This is a genomic window from Streptomyces sp. APSN-46.1, from assembly GCF_022815725.1.
Taxonomy (GTDB): Bacteria; Actinomycetota; Actinomycetes; order Streptomycetales; family Streptomycetaceae; genus Streptomyces.
This window is the reverse complement of sequence record NZ_JALGRF010000011.1, coordinates 1-15813: the sequence shown is the minus strand read 5'-3', so window position 1 is coordinate 15813 and position 15813 is coordinate 1. Positions and strand designations below refer to the sequence as shown.

The window sequence follows — 15813 nt, the reverse complement described above, 5'->3', positions numbered from 1 at the left end:
GTGGGGGCCAATGACGTCCCTTACGGAGGGCCCTTGCCCAGTCCCTACCGCGCGATCTTCGCGGCCCCCGGCACCAAGGGGTTCAGCGCCGCCGGCCTCATAGGCCGACTGCCGATCTCCATGGTCGGCGTCGGCATCCTCACCATGATCTCCGAGATCACCGGCCGCTACGCGATGGCCAGCGCCCTCACCGGCACCCTCGCGCTGGCCGCCGCGGTCATCGGCCCGCAGGTGTCGCGCCTGGTGGACCAGTACGGGCAGCGGCGCGTCCTGCGCCCCGCCACTCTCATCTCCGTCGCCTCGGTGGCCGGACTGCTGCTCGCGGCCGCCAACGGCCTACCGGACTGGACCCTCTTCGTCTTCGCGGCGATCGCCGGATGCGTACCGAGCGTGGGCTCGATGGTCCGCGCCCGCTGGACCGTCATCTACCGGGACTCCGCCCGCGAACTGCACACCGCGTACTCCTTCGAGTCCGTGATCGACGAGGTCTGCTTCATCTTCGGCCCGATCATCGCCATCGGACTGTCCACGACCTGGTTCCCCGAGGCCGGCCCGCTGATCGCCGCCGTCTGCCTGCTCGTCGGCGTCTGGCTGCTCACCGCGCAGCGCTCCACCGAGCCCGCGCCGCACCCGCGCGGCGAGCACACCGACCGCACCTCGGCCCTGCGTTCCCCCGGCCTCCAGGTACTGACGGCCACGTTCGTCGCGACCGGCGCGATCTTCGGCTCCATCGACGTGGCCACCCTCGCCTTCGCGGAGGAGCAGGGCCACAAGTCCTCCGCGAGTTTCATCCTGGCCATCTGGGCGGCCGGATCCTGCCTCGCGGGCATCGTCTTCGGCCTTCTGCACCTCAAGAGCAGGACAGAGCGTCGTTGGGTACTGGGCATCTGCGCGATGGCCGTGAGTATGATCCCCCTCCTACTGGCCGGGAACCTTCCGTTTCTGGCCGTGGCGCTCTTCGTCTCGGGCCTCGCCATCGCTCCCACGATGATCACCACGATGGCCCTGATCGAGGCGCACGTACCACGCGCGAAGCTGACCGAGGGCATGACCTGGATCAGCACCGGCCTCGCGGTCGGGGTCGCGCTCGGCTCCTCCGTGGCCGGCTGGGTCATCGACGCGGCCGGCGCGAAGACCGGGTACGTCGTCTCCATCTCGGCGGGGACCGCCGCGGCGGCGGTGGCGTTCGCGGGTTACCGCCGGCTGACGAGGCCGGCGCAAGGGGAGGAGCCAGCTAGCGATGGGGACGGCGACAGCAGGGAAGTCAGGGCGGGGGACACCGACCGCGTGGCGTAACTGGGCGGGCAACGTCACCGCCACGCCCGCCCGCGTGGTGACCCCGGCCTCGGTCGGGGAGCTTCAGGACACGGTCCGCCGGGCCGTCGAGGACGGGCTGAAGGTGAAGGCGGTCGGCACCGGCCACTCCTTCACCGCGGCCGCCGCCACGGACGGGGTGCTCATACGTCCGCAGGCGCTCACCGGGATCCGGTCGATCGACCGGGACGCCGGGACCGTCACGGTGGCCGCCGGCACGGTGCTCAAGGACCTGAACCTGGCCCTCGCCGGGGAGGGCCTGTCGCTCACGAACATGGGCGACATCATGGAGCAGACCGTCTCCGGTGCCACCAGCACCGGCACCCACGGCACCGGCCGCGACTCGGCCTCCATCGCCGCGCAGATCCGCGGCCTGGAGCTGGTCACCGCCGACGGGCGGCTGCTGACGTGCTCCGAGAAGGAGCATCCCGAGGTCTTCGCGGCAGCCCGGCTCGGCATCGGGGCGCTCGGCATCGTCACCTCCCTCACCTTCGCGGTCGAGCCGGTCTTCTTCCTGACCGCCCGTGAGGAGCCCATGGCCTTCGACCGGGTGACCGCCGAGTTCGACCAGCACGTCGCGGAGAACGAGCACTTCGAGTTCTACTGGTTCCCGCACACCGGCAACTGCAACACCAAGCGCAACAACCGCAGCCAGGGCCCGGCCGCCCCGCCCGGGGCGGTGAGCGCGTGGATCGAGGACGAACTCCTCTCCAACGGCCTCTTCCAGGCCGTCAACTCGCTGGGCCGCGCGGTCCCGGCGGCCATCCCCTCCATCGCCCGCGTCGCCAGCCGCGCCCTGTCCGCGCGCACCTACACGGACATCCCGTACAAGGTGTTCACCAGCCCGCGGCGCGTGCGCTTCGTGGAGATGGAGTACGCCCTTCCGCGCGAGCGCGTCGTCGAGGCGCTGCGGGAGCTCAAGGCCCAGGTCGACCGCTCGGACCTGCGGATCAGCTTCCCGGTGGAGGTACGGACGGCTCCGGCCGACGACATCCCGCTGTCCACGGCCTCCGGGCGCGAGACGGCGTACATCGCGGTGCACATGTACAAGGGCACTCCGTACCACGCCTACTTCACGGCGGCCGAGCGGATCTTCACCGCCCACGGCGGCCGTCCGCACTGGGGCAAGGTGCACACCCGGGACGCGGAGTACTTCGCCGGGGTGTACCCGCGTTTCGGCGAGTTCACGGCGCTGCGGGACCGGCTGGACCCGGAGCGGGTGTTCGGCAACGACTACCTGCGGCGCGTGCTGGGGGAATGACCCCCGGCACCTGAGCTCGTCCAAAGTCACCCGAAAACGGACGCGGTTGCGGGCCCGGGCGGATCCGGGGCCGATTCAGGGCAGCCCAACTCCCGCCGTCGGAGACAAGTTCGGCGGCGCGGCGGTCCACTCAGGTGGCCCGAATGGAGTACTGTGGCGAGCCCTGGGGCCGTCCTTCCTTACGGATGTCCGGACTCGGGAGAGGGGGCCGGACGATGATGAAACGGCACTCGAGACCGGCGATGCCGCGGTGTTGCACGGGTTCCTGCTGCGCACAGTAATCGTTCGGTCACTGTGCGTGCCCAACAGGTAACCGTGCCATAACGGCGATCAAGGGCGCATGCCCGACACGCCGGTTTAACTCGGCAAGGTTGTGGCAGGCTGCACCCGGGCAGGCCACACTCGACTAGCGGAAGCAGCGACGCACGTGACGTCGGCAGGCACCACCCGGGAGGTCCCCATGCCCGAACTGCGTGTCGTGGCCGTCTCAAATGACGGCACACGACTGGTGCTCAAGGCTGCGGACAGTACGGAGTACACGCTTCCGATCGACGAGCGGCTGCGTGCTGCCGTACGCAATGACCGCGCGCGCCTGAACCAGATCGAGATCGAGGTGGAGAGCCACCTCCGTCCCCGCGACATCCAGGCCCGTATACGGGCCGGTGCCTCCGCGGAGGAGGTCGCTCAACTCGCGGGCATCCCGGTCGACCGGGTACGCCGCTTCGAGGGCCCGGTGCTCGCGGAGCGCGCGTTCATGGCGGAGCGCGCCCGCAAGACTCCCGTCCGGCGCCCCGGCGAGAACACCGGGCAGGGACCCCAGCTGGGCGAGGCCGTGCAGGAGCGGCTGACGCTGCGCGGGGCCGACAAGGAATCCGTCCAGTGGGACTCCTGGCGGCGCGACGACGGCACGTGGGAGGTCCTGCTCGTGTACCGGGTCGCGGGCGAACCGCACTCGGCGAGCTGGACGTACGACCCGCCGCGCCGGCTGGTCGTGGCCGTGGACGACGAGGCCCGCTCCCTGATCGGCGAGTCGGACGACCTGCCGGCGACGCCGGAGCCGAGCTTCCCCTTCGTGCCGAGGATCGCGCGGCTGCCGCGGGACCGACCGCTGGATCGCGCGCTCGACCGGCAGTTGGAGCGCCCCGCGCCGCCGCCGCCGGAGCCGGAGGACGAACGGGACACGCTGACCAGCCTGCTGGAGGCCGTGCCGAGCTTCCGGGGCGACCTGGTGGTTCCGGAGCGCGCCGACGCGCCGGCCGAGGAGCCGGAGGCGGAGGAGCCCCCGGCCGCGTCGGCGGGGGCCGGGGCCGCGTACGCGGACGTCCTGATGCCGCGCACGGTGGCGGGCCACCGGGACCGCCTCACGGGCACCACGGACCGTCAGGCCGAGGCCGACGGCGTCCGCCCGGGCCGCCGCGCGGCGGTCCCGAGCTGGGACGAGATCGTCTTCGGTACGCGGCGCAAGAAGCAGGAGTAACCGTCCTCCTCGGCCCCCGGCAATGCCGGTGCCGGGGGGCGGCGTTCGGCGACGGCGGCGGGCGGATCAGGCGGGCGGATCAGGGGCTACTGCGGCAGCGGGCCCGTGGCGACCGGGCGGGCGGGGTTCGAGGACCATTCCGACCAGCTGCCCGCATACAGCGCCGCCGGGACCCCCGCCACGTCCAGCGCGAGGACCTCGTGCGCCCCGGAAACACCCGACCCGCAGTACACGGCGACGCGGGTGTCACCCGTCGCACCCAGTTCCGTGAACCGGGCCCGGAGGGCGTCGGCCGGCAGGAATCGCCCGTCCGGACCCACGTTCTCCGACGTCGGCGCCGACACCGCGCCCGGGATGTGCCCACCGACCCGGTCGATCGGCTCGACCTCGCCCCGGTACCGCTCCCCCGCCCGCGCGTCCAGCAGCAGCCCCGAGCGGGCCAACGCCGCCGCCTCGTCCGCGTCGAGCAGCCCCATCGCCCCCGGAGCTGGCTTGAAATCGCCCTCCACGGGAGACGGCGCGTCGGCGGAAACCGCACCGCCCGCCGCCGTCCACGCGGCCAGGCCCCCGTCCAGCACCCGCACCTCGGCGTGACCCGTCCAGCGCAACAGCCACCACGCCCGCGCGGCCGCCCAGCCGAGCCCGCCGTCGTACACGACCACCGGCGTGTCCGCCGAGACCCCGGCGCGCCGCATCACCGCCCCGAACGCCTCCGGGTCCGGCAGCGGGTGCCGACCGCCGGACCCCGCCGGACCGGCCAGTTCGCGTTCGAGGTCCACGTACACCGCACCCGGGATGTGCCCGGCCTCGTACGCGGGACGCTGGTCGGGCCCGCCGAGCTGCCAGCGGATGTCCAGGAGCACCGGCGGCCGGGGTCCGGCCAGCGCGCTCATCAGTTCGGAAGCGGAGAGGATCGCAGTCATGGACCCATCTTCCTCCCCACCCCACAACCCGTGTAACAAGCCGGACACGCACACGCCGCACTGATTCGGTCATCTCGTCTCCGCACCCGCGATACGCGGCCCGGTCGGGGCGCGCCGGGCTCCGCGGAGTGGAAGCATCAGGCCTCGACACGGGCTACGACGGAGGAGACACCTGACATGACCGAGGCATCGGAAGCGACGCGGCGCACGCCGGGCACGCCGTGCTGGGTGAGCCTGATGGTGCACGGCCTCCGGTCCACCGAGGAGTTCTACACCGGTCTCTTCGGCTGGGAGTACCAACCGGGCCCCCAGCCGCTCGGCCCGTACGTCCGCGCCCTGCTCGACGGCCGGGAGGTGGCCGGCATCGGCGAGATGCCGCCGGACCGGCATCTTCCGGTGGCCTGGACTACGTACCTGGCGACGGACGACGCCGACGCCACCGCCGAGTCGATCCGCTCCTGCGGCGGCACCGTGGCGGTGGGTCCGCTGGACGCCGGGATCGCGGGCCGGCTGGCGATCTGCTCCGACCCGCTGGGCGCGATCTTCGGCATCTGGCAGGCCGAGACGCACATGGGCACCCGGCTGCACGGGGCGCCCGGCACCCCCGTCTGGAACGAGCTGGTCACCCAGGACACCTCGACGGTCGGCAAGTTCTACGAGCACGTCTTCGGCCACGAGGCGCAGACCCACCCGGAGGCCTCCGCCGATTTCGACTACCTGACCCTCTGCCTACAGGGCCGGCCGGTGGCCGCCGTGCACGGCGTGGGCCGTTCGCTGCCGCATGACCGGGGCCCGCACTGGATGACGCACTTCGAGGTGGCGGACACCGACGCGGCCGCCGACCAGGTCGTACGGCTGGGCGGGACGGTCGTCCGGCCGCCGCACGAGGGACCCGGCGGCCGGCTGGCCACGGTCGCGGACCTGGAAGGCGCGGTCTTCACGATCATCCGGAGCGCGGGCTGATCTCCCGGAGTCCTACGCGCGGCCCAGAGCCCGCCCGGGCCGGCGTCCATCGTGGGCGTTCATACCTCTGAGTGAGGTCGGTGGGGTTCGAGGGGGGCGGGGGCAGAGATCTGCCTAGGGTGGCTCCTGGGGTGGCGGGCAGCCGCTCCGATCGGCGCGTCGACTCATGTTCGGGAGCTCGTGTGGCGCAGCAGGACACGACGTCACTCCGGCTCCGCCTCCGGTACCGGTTCGACCATCTGGTCTCGGGGGGAACGACCGCGCTCATCGGCTGGCTCGCCCTGGCCTGCCTCGCCGTCGTCGTTCCGGCGAGCATGGTCCTCGTCTGGTCCGACCGGGCCGCTCCGGCCACGCTCTCCGGCCGGCTCACCGCCGTGTGGGTCAGCGTCGGTCAGACGCTGAAGATCGGGGGTGCGGTCGGCTCCCCGCTCCACGTGCTGGCCTCCGTATCGCTCGCGCTGGTGGCGCTGCTCTTCGTGTCGACCCTGGTCAGTCTGATCACCACCGGCATCAACCGGCGCATCATGTCGCTGCGCCTCGGTCACTCCACCGTGCTGGAGACCCGGCATACCGTCGTACTGGGGTGGTCGGACCAGGTCTTTCCCGTGATCGGGGAGCTGGTGGCCGCCAACGCGAACCAGCGCCGCTCCGCCATCGCCGTGCTCGCCCCGCAGGACAAGGTGTGGATGGAGGACGAGATCTCCACCCGCGTCACCGACAGTGGCAGGACGCGGATCATCTGCCGCAACGGGAGCACCACCGACCCCACCGAGCTGTGCCGGGTGAGTCCGCGAACGGCAAAGGCGGTGCTGGTGCTGCCTCCCACCGGGGACACGGGGGACACCGGTGACGCTCATGTCGTGAAGACGCTGCTGGCCTTCGCCGCGCCGGCCCGCGCGGCCGTCCCCAGGTCCGGACAGGTGGAGGAGGAGGCGGTGGTGGTCGCCGCCGTCCGTGACGCGCGCAACCACATGACCGCCAGGCTGGCCGCCGGGCCCACGGGACACGTCCTGTGCGTCGATGACATCGTCGCCCGGCTCCTGGTCCAGACGGCCCGGCAGCCCGGCCTCTCGCTCGTCTACTCGGAGTTGCTGGATTTCGAGGGCGACGAGTTCTATCCGGTCGCCGCCGAGGGCCTCGTGGGGCGTACGTTCGGCGAGGTGCTGCTGTGGTTCGCCACGTCCTCGGCGGTCGGCCTGCTGCACGCCGGCGGGAGCGTCACCCTCAATCCGGATCCGGGGGCGACGATCGGCCCGGCCGACCGGATCATCGTCATCTCCCAGGACGACGACACGGCCGTGCGGGCGGACGTGGCCTCCCATGTCGAGGAGGCCGCGATCGTGACGGCCGCGCCCAGGATCGCCCAGGCCGAACGCCTGCTCCTGCTCGGCTGGAACCGCCGCGCCCCGCTCGTCATCGAGCAGCTCGACCAGTACGTGAGCCCGGGAACCACCCTGGACGTCGTGGCACTCGGCGAGTACGCGGCCACGCGCGGCGCCCGCGACGCCGTCACAGCCGCGCCGCCCCGCCTCGAAGTGTCCTTCCACGACGGGGACATCACCGACCCGCTCACCCTGGCCAAGCTGGACGTGCCCTCGTACGACAGCGTGATCGTGATCGGTGAGACGGAGCCCGGGGCCTCGGACGCGCCCATGGCCGCCCTCGCTCCGGTGACGGATCCGGAGGTGCGGGCGGACGACAGGACGCTGGTCACCCTGCTGCATCTGCGGGCCATCGGGGACGCCGCACAGCGGGAACTCGCGGTCACCACCGAGATGTCCGACGACGGCAACCGGCTCCTCGCGCCCGCCCGGGACGGCGCCGACTTCATCGTGAGCGGCAGGCTGATCAGCCTGCTGATGACGCAGATCTCGGAGAGCCCGTATCTCGCCGCGGTCTTCGAGGAGTTGTTCAAGGCGGAGGGCCACGAGTTCCACCTCAAGCCGGCCGCGGACTACGTCCGGGCCGGCCATGAGGTCTCGTTCGCCACCGCCGTCGAGTCGGCGCGGCGGCGCCGGGAATGCGCGGTCGGCTACCGGCTGCGCGCGCGGAGCGCCACGGGCCCCGACTACGGGGTGCGGATCAACCCCGACAAGCGGCAGCGGGTCCGGTTCTCCGAGGAGGACTGGCTGATCGTGCTCGCCGAGAGCTGACGGCCCCGCCCGGGCGGCCGCTACGCCGTGTGCACTTCCAGGGCGGTCCGCACCGCGGATTCCAGGGCTCCCTCGATCCACGCGGGCTTGATGGAGGTGTGGCATCCGGCGAAGTGCAGGTTGCCCTCGGCCTTTCGGACGTGGGGGAAGAGCTCGGTGTGCTGGCCGGGCAGCAGTACGGACGCCTCACCGTAGGCGTACGGGTCGCGCATCCAGGACTGGGTGCGGCCGACGCCGGTGTAGAACACCTCGATGCGCTGCCCGAACACCTCCTGGACTCCGGCGAGGGCGCGCGGGTAGCGCTCCTCGTCGTCCAGGGAGTCCCACTTCAGGGCGTCGTCCGACCAGCTGTAGGAGGCGAGGATGACGCCGCCGGCGCTGCCTTCGACGGGGTAAGAGGGCTGGAACATGAAGCGGTTGGGGTTGTCGGTGGCCGAGCCGCCGCCGATGACACCGGCCGCCTCGGGCTGGTCGCGGGTGACCACGCGGCAGGCGGCGTAGTGGGAGCGCTGGCCCGCGGAGATGTGCCCCTCGGCTACGGAGGAGTGGGCGCCCAGCAGGGTTCCGTTCGCCGGGGTCTGACCGGTCTGGTACTTCCGGTACAGGCCGGGCTGCACGGCTTCGAGCTCGCGCTCCCAGTCGGCCTCGTCGAACTCCCACCAGCGGCGGCTGAATTCGAGGAGCACCTTGGTGGCGGCGTCGTAGTGCAGCTCGGTGACCGCGCGCCGCTTGCCGTAGGAGAGCGCGGGGGAAATGGGGATGTGGCGCAGTCCGGAGAAGGGAACGGTGATGATGGCGGTGTCGGCGGTGAAGGTCTCGCGCCGCACGGGGCTGCCGCCGCGGCCCTCGGAGACGGTCTCGACGGTGACCTTGCCCGCGCCGTGGGTGATGCGGGTGGCACGGCGATCGAGCCGTACGAGGTCCTTGACGCGGGCGTACAGCGCGTCGGCCAGGGTGGCGGTGCCGTCGGGCAGTTCGTAGAAGGCGGTGTCGGGGCTGATCAGGGAGGCGCCGATGAAGCTGTGTACGAAGGCGAGGTGCAGGCGGGAGGTGAGGTTCTCGACGGTTCCGATCAGGTCGATGGTCCGCTCGTCGAGCTTGGCCTCCTCCGTCAGGAAGCGATACATCGACATGTGGCCGTAGCGCTGGATGACGCGCGCCCAGCCCTCGACGAGTTCCTTGTCCTTCTTGCCCTCGATCTCCTTGCGTACGGGGGCGAAGGCGTCGCGGACGATCTGCGAGGCGGGGACGGACTCGTACGCCTGCGGCACTCCGAAGGAACGGTTGAGCGCCTGCGGGGCGCGCGCGTAGTCGGCGCGGCGGACGCGGATGCCGTTGACATAGATCCACGTCCGGTAGGCGGGGCGGCCGGCCCCGTCCACGTCGACCAGGTGGAAGCGCCGGCGCTTGAGGCCGAGGCTGTCCATCAGTCCGGTGACCAGCGGGTGGCTGTCGGGGATGCGCATCGCGCCGGCCTCGGCGTACTGCTTCGGGTCGGCGAAGGGCGGGGCGGCGTTCTCGTGGCCGCCGGTGCGGAAGGTCTTGATCCGGCCGCCCACCCGGTTGGCGTTGGCCTCGATGACGGTGACCTGGTGGCCGGCCTCGCGCAGGAGGTGGGCGGCGGTGAGGCCGGCCGGCCCGGCGCCGACGACCAGCACCTTCTTGCCGGGGCGGCGCGAGCGGGGCAGGCCGTTCTTCAGGAGGATGTCGGCGTAGCGCGGTACGAGCGGCTGGTCCTCGTCGTCCCGTACGAGGATGGCCCGGGCGATCGTCAGGCAGGCGCCCCAGTCGGCGACCGCGGCGCCGGGGACGGCCTGCGAGGTCTCGGCGGAGGTGACGGCGACCGTCAGCCCGCCCGCTGCCGCGACCGCGGCCGCGCCGGCGATGACGGTACGGCGGGAGGGCCGGCGGGAGGTCGCCGGTGCGGGCTCGCCGGGGGTTCCGGGAGCTTCAGGGGTTTCGGAGTTGGCATCGCGATCCGTGATCATGACCCAACTCTTGCCGCCCGCCCGGGTCCGAACGTGCAGAATGCGCCCGCGCGGGCAAGTACCACCCGGACGTGCGTCGCGCGCGGTCCCGTGCTGACGAACTGGGTTTCGCACGGGCGGCCTTGGGTCCGGCGCCGGGTGGCCGCTAGGCGAGGGCGGTCGGGGTCAGGGGCGATGAGGGCCGATGGGACCGTCAGGCGTGGTTGACCGGGAGGACGTCCGGGGAGAGGGCGCCGGCGTGGGCCGCGGCCGAGGTCATCCGCTTGCGGTGGTGGCGGCGGCAGAGGACCTCGTAACCGATCTCCTCCGCCGGGCGGTTGACGTCGCCGACGACGACCTGGGCGCCTTCGACCACCATCTCGCCGTCTATCGTGCGGGCGTTGTGGGTGGCGCGGGCGCCGCACCAGCACAGGGCCTCGACCTGGAGCTGCTCGATGCGGTCGGCGAGTTCGATGAGGCGCTGCGAGCCGGGGAAGAGCTTCGTGCGGAAGTCCGTCGTGATGCCGAAGGCGAAAACGTCCATGTCGAGGTCGTCCACGATGCGCGCCAACTGGTCGATCTGCTCCGGGGCCAGGAACTGGGCCTCGTCCACGATCACGTAGTCCGCCTTGCCGCCCGCCGAGAGCTGGCCGACGAGGTACGCGTACAGGTCCATGCCCTCACCGGCCTCGACCGCCTCCGTCAGGACGAGTTCCGCGTGCGCGTCCGCGACTTCTATGCCGCGCCTACGGTGGCGAAACTGACCGGGCCGGTCGAGGCGGGCGGTATCCGAGTGGTGGCAGCGCCCCGTAAACCGTTGCTTCCGCCACCTCTCCAGCCAGCTACCAGTCGCTATCCTTGATCAAGACCGATGATCTCCTGCTCTCATCGACTTGGCGGCTGGTCGACGCGAGAGGTCCGCTGTTCACTCCCCCTGCCGCATCATGGAGTTGACAACAGGAAGGCTGCTGTACAATGCGCCGAATATCCATCTTCGACACAACTTTGCGAGACGGCGAACAGGCGCCCGGGAATGCGATGTCCCCCAAGCAGAAGCTCGGTGTGGCACTCCGGCTGGAAACTCTCGGAGTCGACCGCATCGAGGTGGGCTTCCCAGCCTCGTCTCCCAGTGACTTCGAAGCCGCCCAACTCGCCTCCCAGCACCTCAAAACAGCCAGGATCGCCACGCTCTCCCGGGCCGTTCGCGGCGACGTGGAAACCGCTGTGCGAGCCGGTGGCACCGAACGCCACGAGATTCAAGTGCTGGTATCGGGAAGCGACCTTCACCTGGAGCACAAGCGCGGGATCAGCCGCGCCGAAGGCATCCGTGAGGTCGTTGACGCTGTAGCGTACGCACGCTCCTGCGGAGTCGAGTCGATCGCCCTCGCCATCGAGGACGCGAGCCGAGGCGAGCACGACCTGCTGCGAGCCTATACCGAGGGTGCTGTCGAGGCCGGTGCCACACGGCTTGTACCAGCGGACACTTGTGGCTACTCCACTCCCGATCAGTACGCCGACACCATCGCGGCGTTCCGCGAGTGGGCTCCGCCGTCGGTCGGGGTCTCGACCCACTGCCATGACGACTTCGGCTTGTCGTTGGCCAACGCGGTGAGCGGTCTCCAGGCGGGAGCGGATGAGGCACAGGTCACCCTCGGGGGGATCGGCGAACGAGCGGGCAATACGCCTCTGGAGGAGCTGGCCGCCCTGCTGCTGTACAAGAAGGAGCACTACGGCTTCTACACGGACATCAACACCGAGTCCATGTACGAGGCTTACAACGCACTCCGCGAAGTGATCCGCCTCCCCGCTCCTCGGACCAAGTCCATCTTCGGCGACTATGCGTTCGGCACGGTGGCGGGCATCCACCAGCAAGGCGTCCTGCGCAATCCGGCCACCTACGAATACGTCGAGCCCTCCCGGTTCGGGCGTGAGCGCTCCCTCCTGATCGGGCGTCACTCCGGACGTGCGGTGCTACGCCACCTGCTGGACGAGCTCGGTGTCCAGGTCGACAACGAGCAGCTCACCAAGCTCTACCAGGTCCACATCGCCGAACGGGTGGAGGCGGACTGCGAAGAACTCGGGATACTCAAGGCACGTCTCGCCGAAAGTTTCCCCGGTTCCGAGGGCGCACCAGTACAGGGCCGAGAAACCGTATGAGCTCAACATTGGCACAGAAGCTCTGGGACCTTCATGTGGTGCGGTTTGAGGGTGACGATGACCTCCTGTACATCGACATGCACCTTCTGCACGAGGTCAACACGCCTCAGGCCTTCGACGGGCTGCGGGCCGCGGGGCGCACGGTACGCAGGCCGGATCTGACGGTCGGCACCGAGGATCACAACACCCCGACGATTGCGATCAACAGGGCAATCCAAGACCCTCTGGCAGTCGAACAGTCGGCGCTGATGCGGGAGAACTGCGCGCAGTTCGGCATCCCTCTCCACCGTCTCGGGGATCCCGGTCAAGGCATCGTCCATGTCATCGGGCCGGAACTCGGCCTGACCCGCCCCGGTATGACCATCGCGTGCTGCGACTCACACACCACCACACACGGCGCGTTCGGCTCTCTGGCGCTGGGTATCGGCACCAGCCAGGTGGAGCACGTACTGGCCACCCAGACCCTCGCGCTGCGTCGGCCGGGGAACATGGCCGTGACGGTGAACGGCGAACTGCCGGCCGGAGTCACCGCGAAGGATCTGGTCCTTGCCCTGATTGCCCGGATCGGCCCGGCCGGCGGCCAGGGATGCATCATCGAGTACCGCGGCTCGGCGGTCAGGTCCCTCTCCATGGAGGGACGGATGACACTGTGTAACATGTCCGTCGAGGCCGGGGCGAGGGCAGGGCTCATCGCCCCCGACCGCACCACCTTCGACTACCTGCGCCAGCGCCCCGGCATGCCCCAGGGCCGCGACTGGGACACCGAAGTGGCCTTCTGGAAGTCCCTGCACACCGATCCCGACGCGGTGTTCGACAAGGAGATCGTGCTGGACGCCGGGGAACTCAGCCCCTATGTGTCATGGGGGACCCATCCCGGCCAGAGCATTCCGTTGGCGGGCACGGTTCCCGCACCCGAGGACTTCGAGAACGAGCAGGAACGCGCTGCTGCGGAACGAGCCCTGGAGTACATGGACTTGACGCCAGGCACCCGCATGCGGGACATCCCGGTCGACACGGTGTTCATCGGCTCCTGCACCAACGGACGGATCGAGGACCTGCGGCAGGTTGCCCAGGTCCTGCAGGGGCGGAAGGTCGATCGAGGTGTCGACGTGATCATCGTCCCCGGCTCGGCGCAAGTACGGCGCCAGGCCGTGGCCGAGGGGCTGGACCAGGTATTCGCCGAGGCCGGCGCCGACTTCCGGGCCGCCGCGGGCTGCTCGATGTGTGCGGCGTTGAACGAAGACCGGCTCCGATCGGGCCAGCGCGCCGCGTCCACCACGAACCGCAATTACGAAGGCCGCCAGGGAAAGGGGGCGCGTACGCACATCCTCTCGCCCATGGTCGCCGCCGCCACCGCCGTCGTCGGCCGGCTCGCCTGCCCGGCCGATCTCGAAGGGCAGGGCTGAGAGCATGGAGAGGTTCACCGTTCACCACGGCACCGCGGTGCCGCTGCGCCGAAGCAACACCGACACCGATCAGATCATCCCGGTGCGGTTCTGCACCCGGTCTACACGCCATGGCCATGCGGACGCGCTGTTCGCAGACTGGCGTGACGACCCCTCTTTCGCCCTCAACCAGCCGGAGTTCGAAGGGGCGTCCGTTCTCGTCGCCGGTATCGACTTCGGTACGGGATCCTCCCGGGAGTACGCCGTCTGGGCGCTCCAGGACTACGGCTTCCGAGTCGTCGTCTCGTCACGCTTCGGTGAGATCTTCCGCGGGAACGCGGCACTGAACGGCCTGTTGACCGTTGCCGTGCCAGACGACGTGGTCGAATCCCTCTGGGAGACGATCGAGGCGGATCCGTCGGCCGAGATCACCGTGGACCTCGAACGCCTCGAAGTCCACTGGCTGGACCGGACCCAGTCGTTCCCCCTCGACGCCCAGGTACGGCAGAGACTGCTGAACGGACTCGACCCCATAGCCGCCACCCTCGGCCATACGGAGGAGATCGCGGCGTACGAGAGCAGACGCCGGGCCGCCATGCCTCTGACCCTCTGACGCGGCGGATCACCGCACACGGGCCGGGGCCTCCCTTCAGTCACTTCTGAAGGAAGGCCCCGGCCCTTCGTGCTCGCGTCGCCAGGCGCCGCCCGCGGTGTCCTCAGTCGCCGTACGACCAGTCACCCAGCAGCCACTGACGCTCCTCGTCCGTCGTGATCTCGATTCCGTCGATGGGCTGATCCGGATCGGCCACCACCGCCTCCAGAACCCGCGCCCAGCGCTGCATGAGCGTTTCGATGGTCGTCGCGTCGAAGAGGTCCACGGAGTACTCGATCGTGCCGTCGATACCGACTGGCTGGCCGCCGGCGTCGTGCCGCTCCCACAGGCTGAGGAACAGGTCGAACCTGGCCGTACCGGTGTCCACCTTCTCGTACGAAGCGGAGAGCCCCTCCAGCGACAGGCGTCCCTGAGCGGTGTTCTGCAGGGCGAACATGATCTGGAACAGCGGGTGATGGGACAGGTTCCGTTGCGGGTTGAGCGTCTCCACGAGGAGATCGAACGGTAGGTCCTGGTGGGCGTACGCGGCCAGGTCGGTCTTGCTGACCTGCTTCAGCAGCTGACGGAAGGTCGGATTTCCGGACGTGTCCGTACGCAGCACAAGGGTGTTGACGAAGAACCCGACGAGATCTTCGAGCGCCTGATCCGTACGGTTCGCGATCGCACTGCCCAGCGCGATGTCCGTGCCCGCGCCGAGGCGCGTCAACAGCACTGTGAATGAAGCCTGCAGCACCATGAACAGCGTGACATCGGAGTCCTGGGTGAGCCTGAGGACACCGCGGTGAATGCTGTCGTCGAACCCGAAGGGCAGCCACTCTCCCCGATAGGAGTTGACCTCGGGGTACGGCCGGTCGACCGGCAGCGCGATCCGGTCCGGAAGCCCAGCCAGCGTCTGCGTCCAGTACTGGATCTGCCGGCTGAGGAGACTATCCGGTTCATCCCGGTCTCCGAGCAGCTTCTCCTGCCAGATGGAGTAGTCCGCGTACTGGACCTGCAAGGGCTCCCACGCGGGAATCTCACCACGTGAACGTGCTCCGTAGGCCTCGGCCAGATCACGGGTCAGCGGCCCCATCGACCAGCCGTCGCCGACAATGTGGTGCAGCACCAGCAGCAGCAAATGGGTGTCCGGGGCCATGGTGAACACGTGGACCCGCAAAGGAAGTTCGACCCTCAAGTCGAAGGGCCTGCAGGACTCCTCCAGCACCAGACGCTCCAAGTCCTCTGCGTCGGCAGGTGTCGAGTCGAACTGGACGCGCGCCTCGGCCGGGTCGAGGATCAGCTGGTGCGGCACACCGTCGACCTCGGGGAACACCGTACGCAGGCTCTCGTGCCGGGCGACCACATCACCCAGCGCCCAGCGCAGTACATCGAGGGCCAGGTCACCCTTCAGATGCAAGGCTACGGGAATGTGATAGGTCGATGACTGCTCGAACCGCTGCAGGAACCAGAGGCGGCGCTGGGCATACGACAGCGGCAGCACCGCGGGCCGCTCCACCCGCTCCACCGGCGGACGCACCCCCGCACCCACGTCCAGACGCCGCGCCAGGCCCTCCACAGTCGGCGCCTCGAACAGCGACCGGATCGACACCTCGACATTCAG

At 70.1% G+C, this 15813-nt stretch carries 11 protein-coding genes and 1 pseudogene; 8 read left to right on the top strand and 4 right to left on the bottom strand.

The window, feature by feature from the left end:
• Nucleotides 1-33 precede the first annotated feature (33 nt).
• The 3 genes from MTF65_RS24170 (at nt 34) to sepH (ending at nt 4052) form a co-directional block, all read left to right on the top strand.
• Nucleotides 34-1296: an MFS transporter gene (locus MTF65_RS24170; RefSeq protein WP_243631030.1), complete on the top strand. Its 1263-nt coding sequence runs from the start codon at nt 34-36 to the stop codon at nt 1294-1296.
• Nucleotides 1241-2575, top strand: a complete 1335-nt coding sequence (locus MTF65_RS24165) for a D-arabinono-1,4-lactone oxidase (protein ID WP_243631029.1) — start codon at nt 1241-1243, stop codon at nt 2573-2575. Before MTF65_RS24170 ends, MTF65_RS24165 begins: the two co-directional genes overlap by 56 nt.
• Nucleotides 2576-3035: 460 nt before the next feature.
• Nucleotides 3036-4052 (top strand): septation protein SepH, encoded by a 1017-nt coding sequence (gene sepH, locus MTF65_RS24160; RefSeq protein ID WP_243631028.1) that lies wholly within the window; start codon nt 3036-3038, stop codon nt 4050-4052.
• 86 nt (nt 4053-4138) lie between these two features.
• On the opposite strand, the gene MTF65_RS24155 is transcribed toward sepH, so the two are convergent.
• Nucleotides 4139-4975 (bottom strand): sulfurtransferase, encoded by an 837-nt coding sequence (locus MTF65_RS24155; RefSeq protein ID WP_243631027.1) that lies wholly within the window; start codon nt 4973-4975, stop codon nt 4139-4141.
• A gap of 177 nt (nt 4976-5152) precedes the next feature.
• Between MTF65_RS24155 and MTF65_RS24150 the strand changes: the two genes are divergently transcribed.
• Together MTF65_RS24150 and MTF65_RS24145 are read left to right on the top strand one after the other, a co-directional pair.
• Nucleotides 5153-5938 (top strand): VOC family protein, encoded by a 786-nt coding sequence (locus tag MTF65_RS24150; RefSeq protein WP_243631026.1) that lies wholly within the window; start codon nt 5153-5155, stop codon nt 5936-5938.
• Between the two features lie 182 nt (nt 5939-6120).
• A complete protein-coding gene (locus MTF65_RS24145) occupies nt 6121-8091 on the top strand; it encodes a CASTOR/POLLUX-related putative ion channel (protein WP_243631025.1) in 1971 nt (656 codons plus the stop codon).
• Nucleotides 8092-8111: 20 nt separating this feature from the next.
• On the opposite strand, the gene MTF65_RS24140 is transcribed toward MTF65_RS24145, so the two are convergent.
• Both MTF65_RS24140 and MTF65_RS24135 read right to left on the bottom strand, forming a co-directional pair.
• Nucleotides 8112-10079 carry an NAD(P)/FAD-dependent oxidoreductase gene (locus MTF65_RS24140; RefSeq protein ID WP_243631024.1) on the bottom strand — a complete coding sequence of 656 codons (1968 nt, stop codon included), beginning with the start codon at nt 10077-10079 and terminating at the stop codon, nt 8112-8114.
• A gap of 193 nt (nt 10080-10272) precedes the next feature.
• Nucleotides 10273-10767, bottom strand: a pseudogene (locus MTF65_RS24135) (thymidine kinase); the annotation flags it as partial.
• Nucleotides 10768-11033: 266 nt separating this feature from the next.
• On the opposite strand from MTF65_RS24135, the gene MTF65_RS24130 reads away from it, so the two are divergent.
• The 3 genes from MTF65_RS24130 to leuD are packed head-to-tail and all read left to right on the top strand — an operon-like array spanning nt 11034 to nt 14213.
• Nucleotides 11034-12215 carry a pyruvate carboxyltransferase gene (locus tag MTF65_RS24130; RefSeq protein WP_279399481.1) on the top strand — a complete coding sequence of 394 codons (1182 nt, stop codon included), beginning with the start codon at nt 11034-11036 and terminating at the stop codon, nt 12213-12215.
• Nucleotides 12212-13621, top strand: a complete 1410-nt coding sequence (gene leuC, locus MTF65_RS24125; RefSeq protein WP_243631022.1) for a 3-isopropylmalate dehydratase large subunit — start codon at nt 12212-12214, stop codon at nt 13619-13621. Before MTF65_RS24130 ends, leuC begins: the two co-directional genes overlap by 4 nt.
• Before the next feature lie 4 nt (nt 13622-13625).
• Nucleotides 13626-14213, top strand: a complete 588-nt coding sequence (leuD, locus tag MTF65_RS24120; protein ID WP_243631021.1) for a 3-isopropylmalate dehydratase small subunit — start codon at nt 13626-13628, stop codon at nt 14211-14213.
• A 103-nt stretch (nt 14214-14316) separates the two neighbouring features.
• On the opposite strand, the gene MTF65_RS24115 is transcribed toward leuD, so the two are convergent.
• Nucleotides 14317-15813 (bottom strand): condensation domain-containing protein (locus MTF65_RS24115; protein ID WP_243631020.1); only part of this gene is annotated, 1497 nt, incomplete at its 5' end.

Excerpts from the sequence above, each read along its gene's own strand:
- MTF65_RS24165 (WP_243631029.1), top strand. The coding sequence starts at position 1,241 with ATGGGGACGGCGACAGCAGGGAAGTCAGGGCGGGGGACACCGACCGCG.
- sepH (WP_243631028.1), top strand. The coding sequence starts at position 3,036 with ATGCCCGAACTGCGTGTCGTGGCCGTCTCAAATGACGGCACACGACTG.
- MTF65_RS24155 (WP_243631027.1), bottom strand. The coding sequence starts at position 4,975 with ATGACTGCGATCCTCTCCGCTTCCGAACTGATGAGCGCGCTGGCCGGA.
- MTF65_RS24150 (WP_243631026.1), top strand. The coding sequence starts at position 5,153 with ATGACCGAGGCATCGGAAGCGACGCGGCGCACGCCGGGCACGCCGTGC.
- MTF65_RS24140 (WP_243631024.1), bottom strand. The coding sequence starts at position 10,079 with ATGATCACGGATCGCGATGCCAACTCCGAAACCCCTGAAGCTCCCGGA.
- MTF65_RS24130 (WP_279399481.1), top strand. The coding sequence starts at position 11,034 with ATGCGCCGAATATCCATCTTCGACACAACTTTGCGAGACGGCGAACAG.
- leuC (WP_243631022.1), top strand. The coding sequence starts at position 12,212 with ATGAGCTCAACATTGGCACAGAAGCTCTGGGACCTTCATGTGGTGCGG.
- leuD (WP_243631021.1), top strand. The coding sequence starts at position 13,626 with ATGGAGAGGTTCACCGTTCACCACGGCACCGCGGTGCCGCTGCGCCGA.